The sequence below is a fragment of the Streptomyces sp. NPDC001980 genome (genome assembly GCF_040296885.1).
Classification (GTDB): Bacteria; Actinomycetota; Actinomycetes; order Streptomycetales; family Streptomycetaceae; genus Streptomyces.
Window position 1 is genome coordinate 87,223 of the sequence record NZ_JBEOYD010000004.1, and the last position, 14,867, is coordinate 102,089.

Annotated in this window: 16 protein-coding genes; 9 read left to right on the forward strand and 7 right to left on the reverse strand. The window is 73.0% G+C overall.

Annotation, left to right across the window (positions count from 1 at the left end):
• Nucleotides 1-26: 26 nt before the first annotated feature.
• From ABT137_RS07215 to ABT137_RS07225, 3 genes are all read left to right on the forward strand, one after another.
• Entirely contained in the window at nt 27-479 is a 453-nt protein-coding gene (locus ABT137_RS07215; protein WP_351703848.1) for a DUF3574 domain-containing protein, read from the forward strand.
• 108 nt (nt 480-587) lie between these two features.
• A complete protein-coding gene (locus ABT137_RS07220) occupies nt 588-1,976 on the forward strand; it encodes an aldehyde dehydrogenase family protein (protein ID WP_351703851.1) in 1,389 nt (462 codons plus the stop codon).
• Between the two features lie 13 nt (nt 1,977-1,989).
• Entirely contained in the window at nt 1,990-3,078 is a 1,089-nt protein-coding gene (locus tag ABT137_RS07225; RefSeq protein ID WP_351703853.1) for a Zn-dependent alcohol dehydrogenase, read from the forward strand.
• Nucleotides 3,079-3,103: 25 nt separating this feature from the next.
• On the opposite strand, the gene ABT137_RS07230 is transcribed toward ABT137_RS07225, so the two are convergent.
• The 4 genes from ABT137_RS07230 to ABT137_RS07245 all read right to left on the reverse strand — a co-directional run bounded on the left by ABT137_RS07230 (nt 3,104) and on the right by ABT137_RS07245 (nt 7,412).
• Nucleotides 3,104-4,048 carry a DMT family transporter gene (locus tag ABT137_RS07230; RefSeq protein ID WP_351703855.1) on the reverse strand — a complete coding sequence of 315 codons (945 nt, stop codon included), beginning with the start codon at nt 4,046-4,048 and terminating at the stop codon, nt 3,104-3,106.
• A gap of 81 nt (nt 4,049-4,129) precedes the next feature.
• Nucleotides 4,130-4,939, reverse strand: coding sequence for an ABC transporter permease (locus ABT137_RS07235; RefSeq protein ID WP_351703857.1), 810 nt, complete (start codon nt 4,937-4,939; stop codon nt 4,130-4,132).
• A complete protein-coding gene (locus ABT137_RS07240) occupies nt 4,936-6,480 on the reverse strand; it encodes a DUF1349 domain-containing protein (protein WP_351703859.1) in 1,545 nt (514 codons plus the stop codon). Before ABT137_RS07240 ends, ABT137_RS07235 begins: the two co-directional genes overlap by 4 nt.
• Complete coding sequence (locus ABT137_RS07245; protein ID WP_351703862.1) at nt 6,477-7,412, reverse strand: ABC transporter ATP-binding protein; 936 nt, start codon at nt 7,410-7,412, stop codon at nt 6,477-6,479. Before ABT137_RS07245 ends, ABT137_RS07240 begins: the two co-directional genes overlap by 4 nt.
• 268 nt (nt 7,413-7,680) lie before the next feature.
• Between ABT137_RS07245 and ABT137_RS07250 the strand changes: the two genes are divergently transcribed.
• Nucleotides 7,681-8,343 (forward strand): response regulator transcription factor, encoded by a 663-nt coding sequence (locus tag ABT137_RS07250; protein WP_351703865.1) that lies wholly within the window; start codon nt 7,681-7,683, stop codon nt 8,341-8,343.
• Nucleotides 8,340-9,449, forward strand: a complete 1,110-nt coding sequence (locus ABT137_RS07255) for a sensor histidine kinase (protein WP_351703868.1) — start codon at nt 8,340-8,342, stop codon at nt 9,447-9,449. The genes ABT137_RS07250 and ABT137_RS07255 overlap by 4 nt, the downstream gene beginning before the upstream one ends.
• 112 nt (nt 9,450-9,561) lie before the next feature.
• On the opposite strand, the gene ABT137_RS07260 is transcribed toward ABT137_RS07255, so the two are convergent.
• Nucleotides 9,562-10,218 (reverse strand): TetR/AcrR family transcriptional regulator, encoded by a 657-nt coding sequence (locus tag ABT137_RS07260; protein ID WP_351703870.1) that lies wholly within the window; start codon nt 10,216-10,218, stop codon nt 9,562-9,564.
• Between the two features lie 62 nt (nt 10,219-10,280).
• Here ABT137_RS07260 and ABT137_RS07265 point away from each other — a divergent pair, with 62 nt between their 5' ends.
• The 3 genes from ABT137_RS07265 to ABT137_RS07275 all read left to right on the forward strand — a co-directional run bounded on the left by ABT137_RS07265 (nt 10,281) and on the right by ABT137_RS07275 (nt 12,521).
• On the forward strand, nt 10,281-11,432 hold the full coding sequence (locus tag ABT137_RS07265; RefSeq protein ID WP_351704711.1) for an acyl-CoA dehydrogenase family protein: 1,152 nt from the start codon (nt 10,281-10,283) through the stop codon (nt 11,430-11,432).
• A gap of 59 nt (nt 11,433-11,491) precedes the next feature.
• Nucleotides 11,492-11,779 carry a YiaA/YiaB family inner membrane protein gene (locus ABT137_RS07270; RefSeq protein ID WP_351703873.1) on the forward strand — a complete coding sequence of 96 codons (288 nt, stop codon included), beginning with the start codon at nt 11,492-11,494 and terminating at the stop codon, nt 11,777-11,779.
• Nucleotides 11,780-11,897: 118 nt separating this feature from the next.
• Nucleotides 11,898-12,521 carry a TetR/AcrR family transcriptional regulator gene (locus ABT137_RS07275; RefSeq protein WP_217554867.1) on the forward strand — a complete coding sequence of 208 codons (624 nt, stop codon included), beginning with the start codon at nt 11,898-11,900 and terminating at the stop codon, nt 12,519-12,521.
• Nucleotides 12,522-12,534: 13 nt separating this feature from the next.
• Here the strand turns inward: ABT137_RS07275 and ABT137_RS07280 are convergent, their stop codons facing one another.
• A complete protein-coding gene (locus ABT137_RS07280; protein ID WP_351703876.1) occupies nt 12,535-12,996 on the reverse strand; it encodes a MaoC family dehydratase in 462 nt (153 codons plus the stop codon).
• A gap of 121 nt (nt 12,997-13,117) precedes the next feature.
• Here ABT137_RS07280 and soxR point away from each other — a divergent pair, with 121 nt between their 5' ends.
• Complete coding sequence (gene soxR, locus ABT137_RS07285) at nt 13,118-13,582, forward strand: redox-sensitive transcriptional activator SoxR (protein ID WP_351703879.1); 465 nt, start codon at nt 13,118-13,120, stop codon at nt 13,580-13,582.
• Between the two features lie 113 nt (nt 13,583-13,695).
• On the opposite strand, the gene ABT137_RS07290 is transcribed toward soxR, so the two are convergent.
• Nucleotides 13,696-14,775 (reverse strand): RNA ligase (ATP), encoded by a 1,080-nt coding sequence (locus tag ABT137_RS07290; RefSeq protein ID WP_351703882.1) that lies wholly within the window; start codon nt 14,773-14,775, stop codon nt 13,696-13,698.
• Between the last annotated feature and the right edge of the window lie 92 nt (nt 14,776-14,867).

A 14,867-nucleotide genomic window follows, 5' to 3' on the forward strand; every position in this document is an offset into this window, starting at 1 on the left:
CGGGGCAATCCCTCTAGGAAGGGGGCATGCGCACTTATTCCCTCCGCAATCGGTCGGCCCTCGCCGTGGCGGGGCTTCTGCTCGCCGGCGCTCCGACCGCGTTCACGGCGCTGGCCGCCGATCATCCCTCCGCCGCGCCGGCGCGTGGCAAGCCGTACATCGAGACCCGGCTGCTCTTCGGCACCGCCCGCCCGGACGGCGGACCGGCCGTCACCGACCGGCAGTTCACGGCCTTCGTCGACAAGGAGGTCACCCCGGACTTCCCCGACGGACTCACCGTGCAGAACGGGCGCGGGCAGTGGCGGGACGCGCACGGGACGATCGAGAAGGAGCGGTCGTACGAGCTGATCCTGCTGTACCCGGAAGCGGCGGCGAAGGGCAGCGACCGCAAGGTCGAGGAGATCCGGCGGGCCTACGAGAAGGCCTTCGGGCAGGAGAGCGTGGGCAGGGTGGACGAACACGCCCAGGTCGACTTCTGATGGTCCCGGAGCATGTCCCGGTGTGCGTCCTGGGGCACGTCTGGCGCGCTAAAACTATCGCCGCTAGTTTGTGATTCGGACGACGCAGCCCCGCCGGGAGGAAGCAGCATGAAGGCACACGACGGCCTGTACATCGACGGCGCCTGGCGCGCCGCCGAGAGCCGGGACGTGATCGAGGTCGTGAACCCGGTCGACGAGCAGGTCGTCGGCCGGGTCCCGGCGGGCGGCGCGCTGGACGTCGACACGGCCGTACGCGCCGCCCGTGCCGCCCTCCCGGTCTGGGCCGCCACCCCGCCGGCCGAGCGGGCCGCCCGGCTCGGCGCGCTGCGCGATGCGCTCGCGGCCCGGAAGGACGAGATCGCCGAGACGGTCACCGCCGAGCTGGGCTCACCCCTTCAGTTCTCCCAGGCGGTCCACGCGGGCGTGCCGATCGCGGTCGCGGGTTCGTACGCCGAGTTGGCGGCCACTCACCCCTTCGAGGAGAAGGTCGGCAACTCCACCGTCTACCAGGAGCCGGTGGGCGTGGTCGGCGCGATCACGCCCTGGAACTACCCGCTGCACCAGATCGTCGCCAAGGTCGCCCCGGCGCTCGCCGCGGGCTGCTCGGTCGTGCTGAAGCCCGCCGAGAACACCCCGCTCACCGCCCAGCTGTTCGCGGAGGCGGTGCACGAAGCGGGCTTCCCGGCAGGCGTGTTCAACCTGGTCACCGGCCTCGGCCCGGTCGCCGGTCAGGCCCTCGCCGAGCACCCGGCCGTCGACCTGGTCTCCTTCACCGGCTCCACGGCCGTCGGCAAGCAGATCGGCGCGGTGGCCGGGGCCGCCGTGAAGAAGGTCGCCCTCGAACTGGGCGGCAAGTCCGCGAACGTCATCCTCCCGAGCGCCGACCTCGCCAAGGCCGTCAACGTCGGCGTGGCCAACGTGATGTCCAACTCCGGCCAGACGTGCAGCGCCTGGACCCGGATGCTGGTGCCCGCCGACCGGTACGAGGAGGCGGTGGAGCTGGCGGCCACTGCGGCCGCCAAGTACGGCGAGCGGATCGGTCCCGTCGTCAGCGCCAAACAGCAGACCAGGGTCCGGGGTTACATCGAGAAGGGCATCGCGGAGGGCGCCCGGCTGGTCGCCGGCGGTCCCGAATCGCCCCGCGAGCAGGGCTACTTCGTCAGCCCGACCGTCTTCGCCGACGTCACCCCCGAGATGACGATCGCGCAGGAGGAGATCTTCGGCCCGGTCCTGTCGATCCTGCGCTACACCGACGAGGACGACGCCCTGCGCATCGCCAACGGCACGGTCTACGGACTCGCGGGCGCCGTCTGGGCCGGGGACGAGGCGGAGGCGGTGGCCTTCGCCCGACGCATGGACACCGGTCAGGTCGACATCAACGGCGGACGCTTCAACCCCCTTGCCCCGTTCGGCGGTTACAAGCAGTCGGGCGTCGGCCGCGAGCTGGGCGCGCACGGCCTCGCCGAGTACCTCCAGACCAAGTCCCTGCAGTTCTGAGGAGGTCGCTGCGATGACTTTCACCGTCCGAGCCGCCGTACTGCCCGCCGTGGGCGCCCCGCTGTCGGTCACCGCGATCGAACTCCCGGACCCCGGCCCCGGCCAGGTCCGGGTCCGGCTCGCCGCCGCCGGTGTCTGCCACTCCGACCTCTCCCTCTCCGACGGCACCATGCGCGTGCCTGTCCCGGCGGTCCTCGGCCACGAGGGCGCGGGCACGGTGGTGGCCGTGGGCGAGGGCGTCACCCGTTGTGCACCCGGGGACCCGGTCGTCCTCAACTGGGCCCCCTCCTGCGGCAGCTGCCCCGCCTGCGCGCTGGGCGAGGTCTGGCTCTGCGCCAACGCGCTGAACGGCTCCGCCGACGTCTACGCCCGCACGGCGGACGGCGCCGACCTGCACCCCGGCCTGAACGTGGCGGCCTTCGCCGAGGAGACCGTGGTCGCCGAGTCCTGCGTCCTCCCGCTCCCGGCCGGCATCCCGCTCACCGACGCCGCCCTGCTCGGCTGCGCGGTCCTCACCGGTTACGGGGCCGTCCACCACTCGGCGCGGGTCCGCGAGGGCGAGACGGTGGCGGTGTTCGGCGTCGGCGGGGTGGGCCTGGCCACCGTCCAGGCGGCCCGGATCGCGGGCGCCTCCCGGATCATCGCGGTGGACGTCTCCGAGGAGAAGGAGGGCCTGGCGCGCGCGGCGGGCGCCACCGACTACGTCGTCGCCTCCGACACCACGCCCCGCGCGATCCGCTCCCTCACCGGCAAGCAGGGCGTCGACGTCGCCGTGGAGTGCGTGGGCCGCGCGGTCAGCATCCGCGCGGCCTGGGAGTCCACCCGCCGGGGCGGCCGTACGACGGTGGTCGGCATCGGCGCAAAGACCGAACAGGTCACCTTCAACGCCCTGGAGCTCTTTCACTGGGGCCGCACCCTCTCCGGCTGCGTCTACGGCAACTCGGACCCGGCACGCGACCTGCCCCTGCTCGCCGGACACGTCCGGGCGGGCCGCCTGGACCTGGGCGCGCTGGTGACGGAACGGATCGCGCTGGAGGACATCCCGGTCGCCTTCGAGAACATGCTGGCGGGGAAGGGCGGCCGGGCGCTGGTCGTGTTCTGAACAGGCGTGTTCTGCGCGGGAGTCGTCACAGCGGCCTGCGGGCCTCCTCGGGCCGGGCCTCGTGCGCGGCCACGACCCGGGAGGTCCGCGCCCGCGACCGGGACACCGCGACACCGGCCAGGCACAGCACCCCGCCCGCGAGCGTCAGCACACCCGGCACCTCACCGAGCGCCAGCCACGACATCAGGACGACCAGCGCGGGCACCGCGTAGGTGGTCGCCCCCATCCGGCTGGCCGTCGTACGGGCGAGCGCGTACGCCCAGGTGGTGAAGGCCAGGGCGAGCGGGAACACGCCCAGGTACAGCATGTTGAGGGTCGCGGAGAGCGGGGCGTCGGCTGTCTCGCCGACGAGCTGCCCGGAGAACGGCAGGCACAGGACGGCGCCGATCAGACACCCGAACGTCGTCACCTGGAGCGCGCTGGCGTGGCCGAGCGCCGGCTTCTGCGCGACGACGCCGCCGGCGTACGCGACGGCGGCCAGCAGGCACAGCACCACGCCGAGCACCGAGGAACCGCCTTCGCCCGACATCGACAGGCCGACGGTCACCGCGCCCGCGAACGACACGGCCATCCCCGCGAGCAGCCGCGGCGGCATCGGATCGCCGAGCAGCCGGGCGCCGAGCAGGGCGATCAGGATCGGGCCGATGTTCACGACGAGGGCGGCGGTGCCGGCGTCCACCTGCTGCTCGCCCCAGTTCAGCACGACGCTGTAGAAGCCGAACCAGAGGAGGCCGGACACCACGATGCCGCGCCAGGCGGACCTGGGAGGGAGGCCCTCGCGCCGCACGACACAGAGGAGCCCGAGCACGAGCGACCCGGAGAGCAGCCGGCCGAGGGCGAGTGCGCCGGGAGAGTAGGAGTCGCCTGCGCTGCGGATCGACACGAAGGCCGACGCCCAGAGCACGACGGTGACGGCGGCTGCGGCGACGGGGAGGAGGCGGGGGTCGGCGATGCGAGCGGGCTTCTTCATAAGGTCGAGAGTAAGGAGCGGGGGAGGACGGGGCTGGCGGATTTCGGACGGGGCTGGTGGGTGGTTGGTGAGTGGAGGGCGCTAGGCGTCGCGCACGTACAGCAGCAGGCCGCCCGTCAGCAGCGCCGCGGCGGCCCACCCGGCGGTCACGCCGAGGCCGGCCCAGGGGCCGATGGGCAGGGAGCGGAGGCCGGTGGTGGCCTGGACGGCGAGTCCGGCGCTCATCGGCCCGATCCGCTGGAGCAGGCGCTGCCCGTGCGGATCGCCGATCGCCTGGGAGAGGAGAGGGAACAGGTAGAGCAGACCGAGGACGATCCCGATGCCGGTCGCGGAGTCCCGTACGACGGTGGCGACGCCGAGGCCGAGCAGGGCGATCAGGGTCAGATAGAGGACCGACCCGAGGGCCGCACGCAGCGTGGGTCCGTCGGACGGCAACAGCGACAGGGACGACGACGGGGACAGCGGCGGCGGGGCCGGACGGCCGTGGGTGGCCGCCGTGCCGGTGTGCCCGGGCAGCAGGACCCCGCCGGCGGTCAGCGACCCGAGAACCGCGACGGTCCCGGCCGCGGCCACGATCCCGGCCAGAGTGACGGCCTTGGCCGCGAGGACGGTGATCCGGCGCGGCATCGCCGTCAGGGTGCCGCCGATCATCCCGGTGCCGTACTCGGCAGCCATGACCAGGACGGCCAGGACGACGACCGGTGCCTGGCCGAGCCGTACGCCGGTGAGGCTCAGCCTGGTCGGGTCGCCGCAGCCGGCGGACCCGCAGGCCGCCACCGAGACCGCGCCGGCGCTCAGGGCCACGGTCGCCACGACGGTGGCGAGCAGCAGCCACAGCGGGCCGCGGACGGTCCGGAGCTTCGTCCACTCCGCGTGCAGGGCCGGTCTCACGCGTCCCTCCGGCGCAGCACCAGGGCCGCCGCGGCCAGCCCCGCCACCGCGTAGCCGGCCAGGACGGCGAGCCCGGCCCACGGGGCGAGCGGGTAGTAGCCGTCGTACGGCGTGTACACGCTCGTGACCTGGGGGTACCGCACGAGCGTCTGCTGGACGGCGAAGGCCGCGGCCGGGGTCACCCGGGCCAGCCGGTCCGCCATGCCCGCGGGCAGGAACGGGTTGGCGATCAGCAGGTACGGCAGCACGACGGCCACGACGACGCACGCGACCGCACCGGCCCCGCGCCGCAGGACGGTGCCGACGCACAGGGCCAGGACCGAGGCGGCCGCGAGCAGCGCCGCGGTCCCCAGCGCCACGCGGAGTCCGGTCCCGGACGTCACCGGGAAGACGAACACGCCGCTGTGCCGGGCCAGCCGCTCGCCGAGCGGAATCGCGAGAGCCGATCCGGTCAGCCCGGCGGCGAAGGTGACGCCGCCCAGCACCGTCGCCTTGGCCAGCAGCATGCGGCTCCGCAGCGGACCGGCGGCCAGGGTCACGCGGATCAGGTTGTCGCGGTACTCCGTGGTGATGAACAGCACCCCCACGACGACCACCACGATCAGCGCGGCGAACGTACCGGTGAGGAGATCGCCGAGGGTGCCGCCGGTGGGCAGGGTCTCGCGGACGGCGGGCGCCAGGTCGCCCGCGCCGGTCACCGTGAAACGGCCGTCGGATTCCGTGACCGAACCCGAGGTGTTCGCCGGATAACCGGCGAAGGTGGGCGATCCGGCCCCCACCTGGTCCCCCGTCCAGTCGCCGGCGGCCCACTGCCCCCCGACCCGCAGGTCCCCGAAGACGGCCGTGGAGACACTCCCGCGGGTGCCCCTGCCGTCCACGGCGGGCGGGGACGCGACGAACAGCCCGCCCTGCGCGGTGTGTCCCAGCCCGCGCAGCCGCACGGTGCCCACCTTGGTCCAGTGCGTGCCGTCGGCGGAGGCGTAACCGGTGACGGTGTCGCCCGCACGGTCCAGCCGCAGCCCGCGGACGGACGCGGCAGCCTCGGGGGAGGCGGGGGAGGCGGCGGAGTCGGTGCCGGGGAGAGCGGTGTCGTTGACGAAGTCGTCCTGCATCCGCACGCCATGGCCGCGGGTCACCATGATCGCCGCATAGGGCGAGCCCTGACGGGTGCTCTCCCTGACGACGAGTCCGGCCTTCGCCCACGGCACGACGCCGGGCTCCAGGTCCCGGGGACCGGCGGGAACGCCGCTGGTCAGCGCGGACACGGAGACGGAGACGGAGCCGTCTCCCGCCAGCGGCCGGTGCACGAAGTAGAAGCTGTCGGTGACCGGTACACCGCCCGGTCCGGTCGGCACGGGCGGTGCGCCCCGCTGGTCGCTGCTGACCCCGGCGAGCAGCGCCATCAGCACCGGCAGCAGCGCGGCCACCACCAGACCGGCCACCCAACCGCGTACGGTCCGGAACTTGGTCCACTCCGCGCGCACCAAGGGGACGAAGCGGGCCCACCGGCCGGCGGACGACGACGTGCCGGCGGCGGTCACCGCGGGACCTCCGTGGCCGCCGAGGCCCGGAACTCCACGGCGTCACGGGTGAGTTCCAGGTAGACGTCCTCGAGGGTGGCCCGGTGTGCCGACACCTCGGAGAACGGCACCGCGTTCGCGCCGAGCAGCGCCACGACACGGTCCGCGGGCAGGCCGGAGACGGTCACGGTGTCGCGGCCGGTGACCGCCACGGTCGCGCCGGCCCGGGTGAGCACCGTCGTCGCGTGGGTCCCGGCCGTGGTCCGCAGGGCCACCCGGTCCCCGGACGCGGCCGCCAGCAGCTCGGCCACCCCGGCGTCGGCGAGGGCCCTGCCGCGCCCGGCCACCACGAGGTGGTCGGCGGTGTCCTGCATCTCGCTCATCAGGTGGCTGGAGACCAGCACCGCGCGGCCCTGGGCGGCCAGCGACCGCAGGAAGCCGCGCAGCCAGATGACGCCGTCGGGGTCCATGCCGTTGAACGGCTCGTCGAGCAGGACGACCGGCGGGTCGCCCAGCAGGGCCGCGGCGATCCCGAGCCGCTGCCGCATGCCGAGCGAGTAGCCGCCGGCCCTGCGCCGGGCCGCCGGGGTCAGGCCGACCAGCTCGATCACCCGGTCCACCCGCCGCCCGGTCAGGCCCTGCGAGTGTGCCAGCCACAGCAGGTGGTTGCGCCCGCTGCGGGCGGGGTGCGGCGCCGCCGCGTCCAGCAGCGAGCCGACATGCCTCAGCGGGTGCCGAAGACTGCGGTACGGCGTCCCCCCGACGAGCGCGGTGCCCTCGTCGACCGCGTCCAGGCCGAGAACGACCCGCAGGGTGGTGGTCTTCCCGGCCCCGTTCGGTCCCACAAAGCCGGTCACCCGCCCCGGACGGACGGTGAAGGACATGCCGTCGAGGGCCGGGACCGGCCCGTAACGCTTGCGCAGTCCGGAGACGACGATCCCCGCGGCGCTCACCACGGCGCGCTGACGGTTCGAGAAGTCTTGGTGGTTCGAAGAGGACTCATGGCGACGGTTGTACGCGGCCCCTGGTTCCGGTCCGGTCGCAGTGGCCGCGACCCGGTCGAGACCTGGCCGCCCCCGTTGCGACCCGGTTGCGACCCGGGATCTGGCATCGTCGGGGCATGGCATCCCGACCCGTCGGCCGGTCCGTCCGTCCTGTCCGCCCCGTCCGCCCGGTCCACCCCGCACGTCACGTCCGCACGACGCCCCGCGGTGAGCGGCGGTGAGGGTCCTCGTCGTCGAGGACTTCGAGGTCCTCGCCCGCTCCCTGGGTACCGGACTCCGTCGTGAGGGCATGGCCGTCGACGTCGTCCTGGACGGCACCGCCGCACTCGACCGCTTGGCCGTCACCCGCTACGAGGTGGTGATCCTCGACCGTGACCTGCCCGGTGTCCACGGGGACGAGATCTGCCGGCGACTCGCCCACGGCCGCTGTGAGCCCCGGGTCCTCATGCTCACCGCCGCCGACACGATCGAGGACCGGGTCGACGGGCTGGGCCTCGGCGCCGACGACTACCTGCCCAAGCCGTTCGCGTTCGCCGAACTCGTCGCCCGCGTCCGTGCGCTGGCCCGCCGCGCCACCCCGCCGCTGCCGCCCACCCTGGCGTGCGGGGACATCACCCTCGACCCGGGCCGCCGCACCGTGTTCCGGGCCGGACGGCGCCTCGATCTGAGCCCCAAGGAGTTCGCCCTCCTCGCCTGTCTGCTCGCCGCACCCGGACTGGTCGTCTCCGCCGAGGAGCTGCTCGAACGCGTCTGGGACGAGGCCGCGGACCCCTTCAGCAGCGCGGTCAAGCACACGATGCACCGGCTGCGGGGCAAGCTCGGCGACCCGCCCGTGATCGAGACCGTCCGCGAGGGCGGCTACCGGATCGGACCTTCGTGACCGGCTCCGGCCGACTCGCGGGGAGATCCCTGCAGACACGGCTCGCGCTCGCCTACGCGGCCGGCATCTACGCCGCCGGGGTCTTCGTCCTCGTCTGCGTCGCCGTCCCGCTGGCCGGCGTCCGGTCGACGAAACCCAGAGGTGCCCCGTCGGCCGGCGGGATCACCGGAACCGGCGACGCGATCGGCCTGCCCCGGCTCCTCACCGGATCCGCGGTGGCCCTGGTCGTGCTGGTTCCGGTGGCGGTGGGGCTCGGCTGGTTCGTCGCCGGCCGGTTCCTGCGCCCGCTGCGCGCCATCACCACCACCGCCAGGGTCATCTCCGCGGGCGACCTCCACCGGCGCCTCGACCTCGGCGAGCCCACGGACGAACTGACCGAGTTGGGCCACACCCTCGACGACCTGTTCGCCCGCCTTGAGGCCTCCTTCGACGCCCAGCGCCACTTCGTCGCCAACGCCTCCCACGAGCTGCGGACGCCCCTCGCCGGACTGCGCACCCTCCTCGAAGTCGCCCTCGCCGACCCCGATGCCGACGCCGACACGCTGCGCTCGGTCTGCGAGGAGGCCCTCGTCCTCGGCGCACACCAGGAACGGCTCGTCAGGGCGCTGCTCGTGCTCGCCACCGGCGAGCGCGGGATCTCCCGCCGGGTCACCGTGGACCTCGCCCGTGTCGTCGAGGGGGTGCTCGTCTCCCGCCGCGACCTGGCGGCCGAGCGGGGCATCGGCTTCGCCGCACACCTGACGCCCGCGCCGACGGCCGGGGACCCGGGACTGATCGAGAGCCTCGTCGCCAACCTCGTGGACAACGCCGTCCGCCACAACCACCCGGACGGGCACGTGGAGATCACCGCGCGGACCGTCGGCACACAGGCGACCCTCACGGTCGCCAACAGCGGCCCGGTCGTCCCCGACGACCAGGTCCGGCGCCTGTTCCAGCCCTTCCAGAAGCTGGCGCCCGAGCGCAACGGCCACCGCGACGGCTACGGCCTCGGCCTCGCCATCGTCAACGCGGTGGCCCACGCCCACCACGCCACCCTCACCACGACCCCCCGCCCCGAGGGCGGCCTGTCGATCGAGGTCCGGTTCGCCCACAGCACCGACAGCTGAAGCGCCCCACCAGGGGCGCGGGACGTCATCGGCGTGCGGCTCCGCCGCGTGGGCGCGACAAGGCCCCACCGGCCCGCACCCGGCACACCACCGAACCACCCCCCCGGAAGCCCTACACCGTCCCCTTCACTCGTGCGAACTGTTCACTCAACCCGTCCAACAACGCCCGCAACCCCGTCTCGAACGCCCGCTCGTCCACCTTCTCCTGCTGTTCCGCCAGCAGATGCGCCTGCCCCAGATGCGGATAGTCGGCCGGATCGTACGCGCTCGCGTCGTCCACGAACCCCCCGGCGAACGACCCCAGCGCCGAGCCCATGATGAAGTACCGCATCAACGCCCCGATCGACGTCGCCTGCGCCGCCGGCCACCCCGCGTCCACCATCGCGCCGTAGACCACGTTGGCGAGGCGCAGGCCCGCCGGGCGGCGGCCGGGGCCCCGGGCGAGGACCGGGACGATGTTCGGGTGGGCCCGCAGCGCCGTCCGGTAGGACACCGCCCAGTCGTGCAGCGCGGTCCGCCAGTCCCGCCCGGCGTCGTGCCCGAGGTCTTCGAACATCGACAGGTCGACCTGCGCGCTGACCGAGTCCGCGACCGCCTCCAGGATCTCGTCCTTGGTGCGGAAGTGGTTGTAGAGCGAGGGCCCGCTCACCCCCAGCTCGGCGGCCAGCCGCCGGGTGGAGACGGCCGCCAGACCCTCCGCGTCCACGAGTTCCCGGGCCGCCCGGACGATCCGGTCGGTGCTGAGGAGGGGCTTGCGCGGTCGGGCCATGGCGCACATAGTAGGGCCCGGGGAAAGAAACTAGCAGTGCTAATTTAAAGGGTGATCGCATGGTGAACCTGGGACTCAGCGAGGAGCAGACCGCCGTCCGGCAGCTCGCCCGGGACTTCGTCGACCGCGAGATCACTCCGCACGTGATCGCCTGGGACCGCGCCGAGGAGGTCGACCGGGGGATCGTGAAGAAGCTCGGCGAGGTCGGCTTCCTGGGCCTGACCGTCGACGAGGAGTACGGCGGCTCGGGCGGCGACCATCTCGCGTACTGCCTGGTGACGGAGGAACTGGGCCGGGGGGACTCCTCGGTCCGCGGGATCGTGTCCGTGTCCCTGGGGCTGGTCGCCAAGACCGTGGCCGCCTGGGGTACCGAGGAGCAGAAACGGCGCTGGCTGCCGGGGCTCACCTCCGGCTCGTACGTCGGCTGTTTCGGCCTCACCGAACCCGGCACCGGCTCCGACGCGGGCAACCTCACCACCCGCGCCGTTCGCGATGGCGACGACTATGTCGTCAACGGCACCAAGATGTTCATCACCAACGGCACCTGGGCCGACGTCGTCCTCCTCTTCGCCCGCTCCACCGACGCCCCCGGCCACAAGGGCGTCTCCGCCTTCCTGGTGCCGGCCGACACCCCCGGCCTCACCCGCCGCCCCCTGCACGGCAAGCTCGGCCTGCGCGGCCAGGCCACCGCCGAACTCGTTCTGGAGGACGTCCGGGTCCCCGCCTCGGCGATGCTCGGTCCTGAGGGCAAGGGCTTCTCGGTCGCGATGTCGGCGCTCGCCAAGGGGCGGATGTCGGTCGCCGCCGGCTGCGTCGGGATAGCGCAGGCCGCGCTGGACGCGGCCGTGCGGTACGCGGGGGAGCGCGAGCAGTTCGGCACGCCGATCGCCGGGCACCAGCTCGTCCAGGAGCTCATCAGCGACATCGCCGTCGACGTGGACGCGGCCCGGCTGCTGACCTGGCGGGTCGCCGATCTGATCGACCGGGGGCTGCCCTTCGCCACCGAGTCCTCCAAGGCCAAGCTCTTCGCCTCGGAAGCCGCGGTGCGCGCCGCCAACAACGCCCTCCAGGTCTTCGGCGGCTACGGCTACATCGACGAGTACCCGGCGGGCAAACTCCTGCGCGACGCCCGCGTGATGACCCTCTACGAGGGCACCAGCCAGATCCAGAAACTGCTCATCGGGCGGGCGCTGACGGGCGTCTCGGCGTTCTGAGTACGTCCCTGAGTATCCCGACGGATGTGGCGCGGGCCACGTCCCGCGATGCTCGAACCATGAGTGACACACCGGTCAGACACCAGAACACGGCCGCCTTCTACGGGCAGGCCGTCGCCTCCTTCGCCCTCGCCCTCACGGCCATCGCCATCGGCATCTTCCGGCTGCACGCCGACGCCTGGGTCCGCGGCTTCCTCGGCATCGCCGTGCTCTACCTCGTCACCTCCGCCTTCACCCTCGCGAAGGTCGTCCGCGACCGCCAGGAGGCCGGGCAGATCGTCAGCCGCGTCGACCAGGCCAGGCTGGAGAAGCTGCTCGCCGAACACGACCCCTTCGAGAAGCTCTGACCCTTCGGGACGCTCCGAGGCCCCTGCCGCCCGTGAAAAGCTCTGAGCGGGCACACTAAGCGCTCGCTCAGCCGGGGCGGTATGGTGGAGCTCCGGTACCGAGAGGGGCGAGCGAGCGATGAGTACGGCGGAGGAGACGACCGGCGGCGAGGTCGAGCCGTGGGAAGAGGTCACCCCTGACGCGGCCCGGCGACTGCTGGTCGCCGCCGTGGAGGCCTTCGCCGAGCGCGGCTACCACGCCACCACCACCCGCGACATCGCGGGCCGGGCCGGCATGAGCCCCGCCGCGCTCTACATCCACTACAAGACCAAGGAAGAGCTGCTCCACCGGATCAGCCGCATCGGTCACGACAAGGCCCTGGAGATCCTCCAGACGGCCGCCCGGCGCGAGGGCACCGCCACCGAGCGGCTCGCCGACGCCGTCAGCTCCTTCGTCCGCTGGCACGCCGGGCGGCGCACCACCGCCCGGGTCGTGCAGTACGAACTCGACGCCCTCGGCCCCGACGCCCGCGCCGAGATCCTCGACCTGCGCCGCCAGGTCGACGCCGAGGTGCGCGGGATCATCCAGGAGGGCGTCGCCGCCGGCGAGTTCGACGTCATCGACGTGCACGGCACCACCCTCGCGGTGCTGTCGCTCTCCATCGACGTCGCCCGCTGGTTCAACGTGAACGGTCCCCGCACCCCCGAGGAGGTCGGCGCGCTCTACGCCGACCTCGTGCTGCGGATGGTCGGGGCCAAGTAGCGGCCCGCCGTCCTCAGAGGTAGTACCGGGACACCGACTCCGCGACGCAGACCGGCTTGTCGCCGCCCTCGCGCTCCACGCTGAAGGCGACCGTCACCTGCACGCCGCCCGTGACGTCCTCGACACCGGTGATCTTCGCGGTGGCGCGCAGCCGGGAGCCGACCGGGACGGGGGCGGGGAAGCGGACCTTGTTGGTGCCGTAGTTCACGCCCATCTTCACGCCCTCGACCGTGATCAGCTGGGGGCCGAAGAGCGGGAGCAGCGACAGGGTCAGATAGCCGTGCGCGATGGTCGTGCCGAACGGGCCCGCCGCCGCCTTCTCGGGGTCGATGTGGATCCACTGGTGGTCGCCGGTCGCGTCCGCGAACAGGTCGATCCGCTTCTGGTCGACCTCCAGCCAGTCGGTGTAGCCCAGCTGCTCGCCCACGGCCGCCTTCAGCTCGTCGGGGGAGGTGAAGATCCTCGGTTCTGCCATGTTGCCGGCCCTCTCGCACTCACGGTCACGTGTGCATTGTCTAAGCAACTGCTTAGCATGGTCGGGTACGGGCCCCCTGTCAACGGACCGCGACCCGCACCCGGTGGGTAGTCTCTGCGGGGTGCCGCAGATTCCCGAGAAGATCCACGAGCTGACCGTGGGCCAGTTGTCCGCGCGCAGCGGTGCCGCCGTCTCCGCGCTGCACTTCTACGAGTCCAAGGGCCTCATCAGCAGTCGGCGGACCTCCGGCAACCAGCGCCGCTACACCCGTGACACGCTGCGCCGGGTGGCCTTCGTCCGGGCGGCACAACGCGTCGGCATCCCCCTCGCGACGATCCGCGAGGCCCTCTCGGAGCTTCCCGAGGAACGCACGCCCAACCGCGAGGACTGGGCGCGTCTTTCGGAGGCGTGGCGGGCGGAACTGGACGAACGCATCAGGCAGCTGAACCGGCTCCGCGACCACCTGACGGACTGCATCGGCTGCGGGTGCCTGTCCTTGAGCAGCTGCGTGCTGTCCAACCCGGACGACGCGATCGGCCAACGCCTGGCGGGCTCGCGCCTGCTGCCGGAGAGGGGGCGGCCGTAGTCCGGCTGCGGGCCGGTGGGGGCTGATCGCGCAGTTCCTCGCGTCCCTAAAAGACATGGCTGCGGCCAATCGTGCCTCCCCCAAGCGTCCCCCCCCGCCCCCACCCCGGGCCCCTACTCGAACTCCGTCCCGCCCTTCCGGGTCAGGTACGCCGGGCTCACCGCCTTCGCGATCGCCCGCCCCCCGGTCACCGCGCTGTACCGCTCCACCACCGGACGGATCACCACACCCTCCCGCAGGTGCAGCCCCCGCCCGGACACGGTCTCCCGCCCGCTCGCGACCTCCAGCACCCGCTCGATGTCGTACGCCCCCTCGAACAGCCGCGGCACCAGCGGCAGCTCGCCGGCCAGGTATTCCGCCGCGTCCAGCCACCGCACCGCCCCGTCGAACTCGGCGGACACCTCGGCGGACACGTCGAACGCGGCGTACCCGAGCGACTCCCGCCGCCCGTCGGCGCCGTACGTCAGGTCCTGGACCCCCGCCCCGTACACCTCTCCGAAGATCCCGACCCGGCGCGCGCCGAGCCGTTCGGCGAGTCGGCGGGCCGCCTCGGCGACGCCGTGGCCGCGCACCGCCCGCCAGTAGAGGTTGCGCGGATCCTCCTTGAGGGCCAGGGACTTCGCGCCGAAGCCCTTCGAGGACACGTACACCCGGTCCTCGTCGGCGACATAGGTGACCAGGCATGCCGAACCGTGGAGCTTCTCGGTGAGGACCACCGGCTCGCCGGGCTCGAAGATGCCGGGGTAGCGCTGGATGTTCTCGATGTCGACCCAGGGGAGCAGATCGGGTGCCGACTCGACGTCCCCGTCCATCGTGGGCGGGACCGGCGGCACCCACTTGGTGATGCCGAGCGTCTCCGCGAAGTCGGTGCCCTCCGCCACCGCCCGCGCCAGGTCGACGCCGGTCAGCACCTTCGGACGGCACACGATGCCCTGCGACAGCTCACCGCGCAGCCGCACCGCCCTGACCCGGTCCGCGTTGCTTCCCGCCAGCCGCCCGGTCAGCCCCAGTTCCTCGATCAGCCCGGCCGGCAGCACGGCCTGTTCGGGGATGTACAGGGCGGTCTCGCCGGTGCGGTACACGCCCTTGGCGACGACCGCGCGGTAGAGGCCCACCTGGGCCAGCTCCAGCGCGTCGGCGTTGGGGTGCTCGTGGACGGTCAGCACTTCGGCGGTGACGCGCAGCGTCGACATCGGTGCTCCTCGCTCGGAGGGAACCTGCGGGTTCCTCAGCTGGGTTTCATCGGACCCAACTCTCCGGACGGGAAAAGGGTGGAACCAGCGGA

What these genes read in the sequence shown, in the direction of transcription:
- ABT137_RS07270 (WP_351703873.1), top strand. Translation starts at nt 11,492, where the DNA reads ATGAGTGACACACCGGTCAGACACCAGAACACGGCCGCCTTCTACGGG.
- ABT137_RS07220 (WP_351703851.1), top strand. Translation starts at nt 588, where the DNA reads ATGAAGGCACACGACGGCCTGTACATCGACGGCGCCTGGCGCGCCGCC.
- ABT137_RS07215 (WP_351703848.1), top strand. Translation starts at nt 27, where the DNA reads ATGCGCACTTATTCCCTCCGCAATCGGTCGGCCCTCGCCGTGGCGGGG.
- ABT137_RS07230 (WP_351703855.1), bottom strand. Translation starts at nt 4,048, where the DNA reads ATGAAGAAGCCCGCTCGCATCGCCGACCCCCGCCTCCTCCCCGTCGCC.
- ABT137_RS07280 (WP_351703876.1), bottom strand. Translation starts at nt 12,996, where the DNA reads ATGGCAGAACCGAGGATCTTCACCTCCCCCGACGAGCTGAAGGCGGCC.
- ABT137_RS07290 (WP_351703882.1), bottom strand. Translation starts at nt 14,775, where the DNA reads ATGTCGACGCTGCGCGTCACCGCCGAAGTGCTGACCGTCCACGAGCAC.
- ABT137_RS07225 (WP_351703853.1), top strand. Translation starts at nt 1,990, where the DNA reads ATGACTTTCACCGTCCGAGCCGCCGTACTGCCCGCCGTGGGCGCCCCG.
- ABT137_RS07275 (WP_217554867.1), top strand. Translation starts at nt 11,898, where the DNA reads ATGAGTACGGCGGAGGAGACGACCGGCGGCGAGGTCGAGCCGTGGGAA.
- ABT137_RS07260 (WP_351703870.1), bottom strand. Translation starts at nt 10,218, where the DNA reads ATGGCCCGACCGCGCAAGCCCCTCCTCAGCACCGACCGGATCGTCCGG.